Raw genomic sequence first — 5,337 nt, 5'->3', positions numbered from 1 at the left:
GACTACCGCGGCTACGCGGGCCAGATCGCCTCCGGCGTCCTGCGCGTCGGCGAGGCCGTCACCGTCCTGCCGTCGGGCCGTACGTCCGTCATCGAAGGCATCGACGCCCTCGGGGTCCCCGTCGAGGAGGCCCGCGCCCCGCAGTCCGTCACGGTCCGCCTCACCGACGACGTCGACGTCTCCCGGGGTGACCTGATCGCCCCCGACGGGGCCGCCCCGGCCACGACGCAGGACGTCGTCGCCACCGTCTGCCACGTCGCCGACCGGCCCCTCACCGTCGGACAGCGCGTCCTCCTCAAGCACACCACCCGCACGGTCAAGGCGATCGTCAGGGAGATCCCGTCCCGGCTGACCCTCGCCGACCTGTCCCAGCACCTCGACCCCGGCCGGCTGGTGGCCAACGACATCGGCCGCGTCGTCGTCCGCACCGGCGAGGCCCTCGCGCTCGACGCGTACGCCGACTCCCGCCGCACCGGGTCCTTCCTGCTCATCGACCCGGCCGACGGCACCACCCTGACGGCGGGCATGGCGGGCGAGGCCTTCACCGAGAACGAATGGACCCTCTGACGATGCCCCCACCGCGCCGCCGCCCCCACCTCCGCCCCCGCCCCGTCGCGGCCCTCGCCCTGCTGCTCGCCGCCGCCCTCACCTCCTGCGGCTACGGATCCCAGGCGGTCAGGGTCCCGGACGCCGTCCCGGCCGGCGCGGCGGGCGGGAAGCTCTCCGCCGCCGAGGTCCGCATCGGCTACTTCCCCAACCTGACCCACGCCACCGCACTGGTCGGCGTACGGGAGGGCCTGATCCAGCGGGAGCTGGGCGGGACCGCCCTGAAGACCACCACCTTCAACGCCGGCCCCGCCGAGATCGAGGCCCTGAACGCGGGCTCCGTCGACATCGGCTTCATCGGCCCCTCGCCCGCCGTCAACGGCTACGCCAAGTCGAAGGGCTCCAACCTGCGGATCATCTCCGGCTCCGCCTCCGGCGGCGTCAAGCTCGTCGTGAACCCGGAGAAGATCAAGACCGCGGACGACCTCAAGGGCAGGAAGATCGCCACCCCGCAGCTCGGCAACACGCAGGACGTGGCCTTCCTCAACTGGATCGCCGCTCGCGGCTGGAAGGTCGACGCGGCCAGCGGCCGGGGCGACGTCTCCGTCGTCCGCACCAACAACACCGTCACCCCCGACGCCTACCGCTCCGGTGCCGTCGACGGTGCCTGGGTGCCGGAGCCCACCGCCTCCAAGCTCGTCGCCGAGGGCGCCGCCGTCCTGCTCGACGAGCGGGACCTGTGGCCCGGCGGGAAGTTCGTGATCACGAACGTCGTCGTCTCGCAGAAGTTCCTCAAGGAGCACCGGGACGTGGTCGAGGCGGTACTGCGCGGCACGGTGCGGACCAACGAGTGGATCAACGCCGATCCGGACCGGGCCAAGGCCTCCGCCAACGCCGCCCTGAAGGCCCTCAGCGGCAAGGAGCTGGAGCCCGAGGTCGTCGACGCGGCCTGGCCCGGGATCCTCGTCACCGACGACCCCCTCGCCACCACCCTGAAGACCCAGTCCGACCACGCCGTCGCGGCCGGCCTCCTGGATCGGCCCGACCTCGGCGGCATCTACGACCTCGGACCGCTCAACGAGGTCCTCGCCTCCCTGCACAAGCCCACCGTCGACCACGCGGGTCTCGGCACCGCCGACCAAGGAAGGTGACCCGCGATGGCGACCGCCCTCATCAACGCGGAGCACGGCACCGCGACGGCCCGGCAGGCCGTCCGCATCGAGCACGTGTCGAAGTCCTTCCCCGGACCCGCCGGCCCCCAGGTGGTCCTGGACGACATCAGCCTCGATGTCGCTCCCGGAGAGTTCGTCACCCTTCTGGGGGCCTCGGGGTGTGGGAAGTCCACCCTGCTGAACCTGGTCGCGGGCCTCGACTCCCCGACCGCCGGCACCGTCGCCACCGAAGGCCGTCCGGCCCTGATGTTCCAGGAGCACGCGCTCTTCCCGTGGCTCACCGCGGGCAAGAACATCGAGCTGGCCCTGCGGCTGCGCGGGGTCGCCAAGGCCGAGCGCAAGCCCGAGGCCGAACGGCTGCTGGAGCTCGTCCGCCTCGGCGGCGCCCACGGCAAGCGCGTCCACGAACTCTCCGGCGGCATGCGCCAGCGCGTCGCCCTCGCCCGGGCCCTCGCCCAGGACAGCCGCCTCCTGCTGATGGACGAGCCCTTCGCGGCCCTCGACGCCATCACCCGCGACGTCCTGCACGGCGAACTCACCCGCATCTGGGAAGAGACCGGCCTGTCCGTCCTCTTCGTCACCCACAACGTGCGCGAGGCCGTCCGCCTCGCCCAGCGCGTCGTCCTCCTCTCCTCCCGCCCCGGCCGCGTCGCCCGCGAATGGGCCGTGGACCTCGCCCAGCCGCGCCGCATCGAGGACGCGGACGTCGCGGACCTGTCCCTGGAGATCACCGAACACCTGCGAGGGGAGATCCGCCGCCATGGCCGCCAGTGAGCTCAGGCCCCGTGAACTCAGGCCCCGGACCGCCGGCAACGAGCTGGCCGGGCTGGACGCGCTCGAAACCCGCCAGGGAGCCCGCACCCCGCTGCGCCGGGTGCTCCTGGCCAAGGCCCTGCCCCCGCTCACGGCCGTGGTCCTGGTGCTGACGGCCTGGCAGGTCCTCGCCCTGGCCGAGGTCACCGACGACCACATGCTCCCCCCGCCGGCCGCGGTCTGGGACAGCCTGGCCGACCTGTGGCTCAAGGGCACCCTCCTCGACGTCGTCTGGACCAGCGTCTGGCGCGGCCTGTCGGGCTTCCTGCTGGCCCTGGCCATCGGCACCCCCCTCGGCCTGGTCGTGGCCCGGGTGAGGTTCGTCCGCGCCGCCGTCGGCCCGCTCCTGTCCGGCCTGCAGTCCCTGCCCTCGGTGGCCTGGGTGCCCCCGGCGGTGCTCTGGCTGGGCCTGGACAACTCGATGATGTACGCCGTCATCCTGCTCGGCGCCACCCCCTCCATCGCCAACGGCCTGGTCTCCGGCATCGACCAGGTCCCACCGCTGTTCCTGCGCGCGGGCCGCTCGCTGGGCGCCACCGGCCTGCGCGGCGCCCGGTACGTCGTCATGCCGGCCGCCCTGCCCGGCTACCTGGCCGGGCTCAAGCAGGGCTGGGCGTTCTCCTGGCGCTCCCTGATGGCCGCCGAGATCATCGCCAGCTCCCCCGACCTGGGCCTGGGCCTGGGCCAGTTGCTGGAATCGGGGCGCGAGACCTCCGACATGGCCCGGATCTTCCTGGCCATCATCCTGATCCTGCTGGTCGGAGTCGCCGTCGAACTGCTGGTCTTCGCCCCGGCTGAGCGGCGGATGCTGCGCCGCCGCGGCCTGCGCGGCTGATCCCTCGCCCGGTACGGCCGGCGCCCGCGTCAGCCCGTCAGGGCGAGGGCGCCGGCCCGGGCGGCGTCGTACCGGAGCAGTACGAGCCGCGCCAGTTCCGGAGCGGCGCCGAGTACGGCGCCCAGGTGGTCCGCCCCGGCTTCGGCGGCGCCCGCCGCGATGCGGTCCGGGAGCCGGCCCGGTGCCAGGACGTACGGGGCCACCGCGATCCGCTCCGCGCCCTCGGCGCGCAGCGCCCGTACGGCGTCCTCGGTACGGGGGAAGGTGCCGCCGGAGGCGAACGCGGGCCGTACGGCCCGCCATCCGGTCCGCTGCCACCGCCGGGCGATCCCGGCGAACGAGGCGGCCGCCTCCGGGTCGGTGGTGCCCGCGGCCGCGAGGACCACGGCGGTCGCCGTACGCGCCCCCGGGCCGAGGCCGGCCTCGTACAGCCGGCGCTCCAGTACCGCGGTCAGCAGCGGGTCCGGGCCCAGTACGCGGGCCTGCCGCACCGTCAGGGAGGCCGGGGCCCGGCGCAGTACGCCGGGCAGGTCGACCGAGGCGTGGAAGGCTCGGGCCAGCAGCAGGGGCTGTACCACCACGCTCCGGGCGCCGAGCCGGGCCAGCCGTTCCAGCCCGCCCGGTACGGAGGGCGGGTCGAATTCGAGGAAAGCCGCGGTGACGGGCAGTCCGGGCCTCGCCGCCCGGATCCGCCGGGTGAGCGCGCGCACCGTCCGCGCGTGCCGGGGGTCACGGCTGCCGTGTGCGACCAGCAGCAGGAAGTCGCCCATCGCGGGGCTCCCGGCTAGCCCGCGACGAGGGCCGGCACCGGCCAGTAGGGCTCGTCCTGGAGCAGCATCGGGTCGTGGGTGAGGATCGCCCGCTCGTACTGGCTCAGGACGGGGGAGGGCTCGATGCCCTGGGACTCGATCATGTTGTGCCGGCACTGGCGGTAGACCGTCAGCGCGTCGAGCTGCCGGCCGGAGCGGTACAGGGCGCGCATGAGCAGCATGCAGAACTGCTCGTGGTTCGGGTTGCGCGAGTACAGCTCGGTCAGCTCCGGGAGGATCCGTTCGTGGCCGCCGGTCCGGAGTTCTAGATCGTAAAGCAGAATGAGCGCAGAATTCCGCGCCTCCAGATATCGCGTGGAGGCGGTCCGGCAGATAGGGCCGCCGGCCAGTCCGCCGAATACCGGGCCGCGCCAGCGGGATAATCCCTCACGGAGGTCCGCGATGTTCTGGCGGTGGCCGGAGAGGGTGTCCGTTCCCGAGCGCGCGTGGATCGCGTCCACGGTGTCGAGGAACACGTAGGCGTCGAGTTCCCACCGGTCGAAGAGGAACTGGTAGCCGGAGGTGCTCGTCACCACCCGCGAGCCCTGCCGTTCGGGCTCGACCGCGGCGAGGGTCCTGCGGACCCTGCTGACCTGCGCCTGGAGGGCGTTCTCGACCTTGTTGGGGGGTGTGGTCCCCCACAGTTCGAGGATGAGGGAGTCGACGGTGACGAGCGATCCGCCGGCCGCGAGCAGGGTCGCCAGGAGCGTCTGCTGCATGGCGCCGCCGAGCCTGACGGCGACTCTCTGTTTCATTATCTCTATGGATCCCAGGACTGAGAACAGCAACACAAACATCTCCCCGCGAGATGGAAAGAGAACGGTGTCGTGTGCGAGCTGGTGATGCTCTGAATTCCTAGTGGACCGATCGGTCCCGACCGTACTTGCTCAGATGGGAGCGTGTCAATGAAGCCCCCGCGCTCCACCGGCCGGAATGCCGTACCGGTGAGCAAACACGACAAAGGCCGTGCAACACGCCCGGCGCCGGATGCGGGGGATCCAATGGGTGCGCCGGACGTGCTGCACGGCCGATCGGGGGGAGGGGGGGGGGGGGGCGGGGGGGCCCCCCCCCCCCGGGGGGGGGGGCTTCCGGGGGGGGGGGGGGGGGCCAAACCGGGAACAAAGGGGTGCGTCAAAGGGGGGGAAGGGTGAGGGCTCCCGGG

At 72.9% G+C, this 5,337-nt stretch carries 6 protein-coding genes; 4 read left to right on the top strand and 2 right to left on the bottom strand.

Features of this window, described 5'->3' with window-relative positions:
• From ACZ7IF_RS38455 to ACZ7IF_RS38440, 4 genes are all read left to right on the top strand, one after another.
• A partial coding sequence (locus ACZ7IF_RS38455; protein ID WP_470981582.1) for an elongation factor 1-alpha C-terminal domain-related protein occupies positions 1-567 on the top strand: 567 nt, incomplete at its 5' end.
• Positions 568-569: 2 nt separating this feature from the next.
• Entirely contained in the window at positions 570-1,697 is a 1,128-nt protein-coding gene (locus ACZ7IF_RS38450) for an aliphatic sulfonate ABC transporter substrate-binding protein (RefSeq protein WP_470981581.1), read from the top strand.
• A 6-nt stretch (positions 1,698-1,703) separates the two neighbouring features.
• Complete coding sequence (locus tag ACZ7IF_RS38445; RefSeq protein ID WP_470981579.1) at positions 1,704-2,492, top strand: ABC transporter ATP-binding protein; 789 nt, start codon at positions 1,704-1,706, stop codon at positions 2,490-2,492.
• A complete protein-coding gene (locus ACZ7IF_RS38440; protein WP_470981577.1) occupies positions 2,479-3,366 on the top strand; it encodes an ABC transporter permease in 888 nt (295 codons plus the stop codon). The genes ACZ7IF_RS38445 and ACZ7IF_RS38440 overlap by 14 nt, the downstream gene beginning before the upstream one ends.
• A 29-nt stretch (positions 3,367-3,395) precedes the next feature.
• On the opposite strand, the gene ACZ7IF_RS38435 is transcribed toward ACZ7IF_RS38440, so the two are convergent.
• A complete protein-coding gene (locus tag ACZ7IF_RS38435) occupies positions 3,396-4,136 on the bottom strand; it encodes a sirohydrochlorin chelatase (protein ID WP_470981575.1) in 741 nt (246 codons plus the stop codon).
• 14 nt (positions 4,137-4,150) lie between these two features.
• Positions 4,151-4,930: an AfsR/SARP family transcriptional regulator gene (locus ACZ7IF_RS38430; RefSeq protein ID WP_470981573.1), complete on the bottom strand. Its 780-nt coding sequence runs from the start codon at positions 4,928-4,930 to the stop codon at positions 4,151-4,153.
• Between the last annotated feature and the right edge of the window lie 407 nt (positions 4,931-5,337).

The organism is Streptomyces sp. NPDC037421 (genome assembly GCF_055602105.1).
Note: the sequence above shows the minus strand (reverse complement) of the source record. Positions and strands in the feature narration are given on the sequence as shown.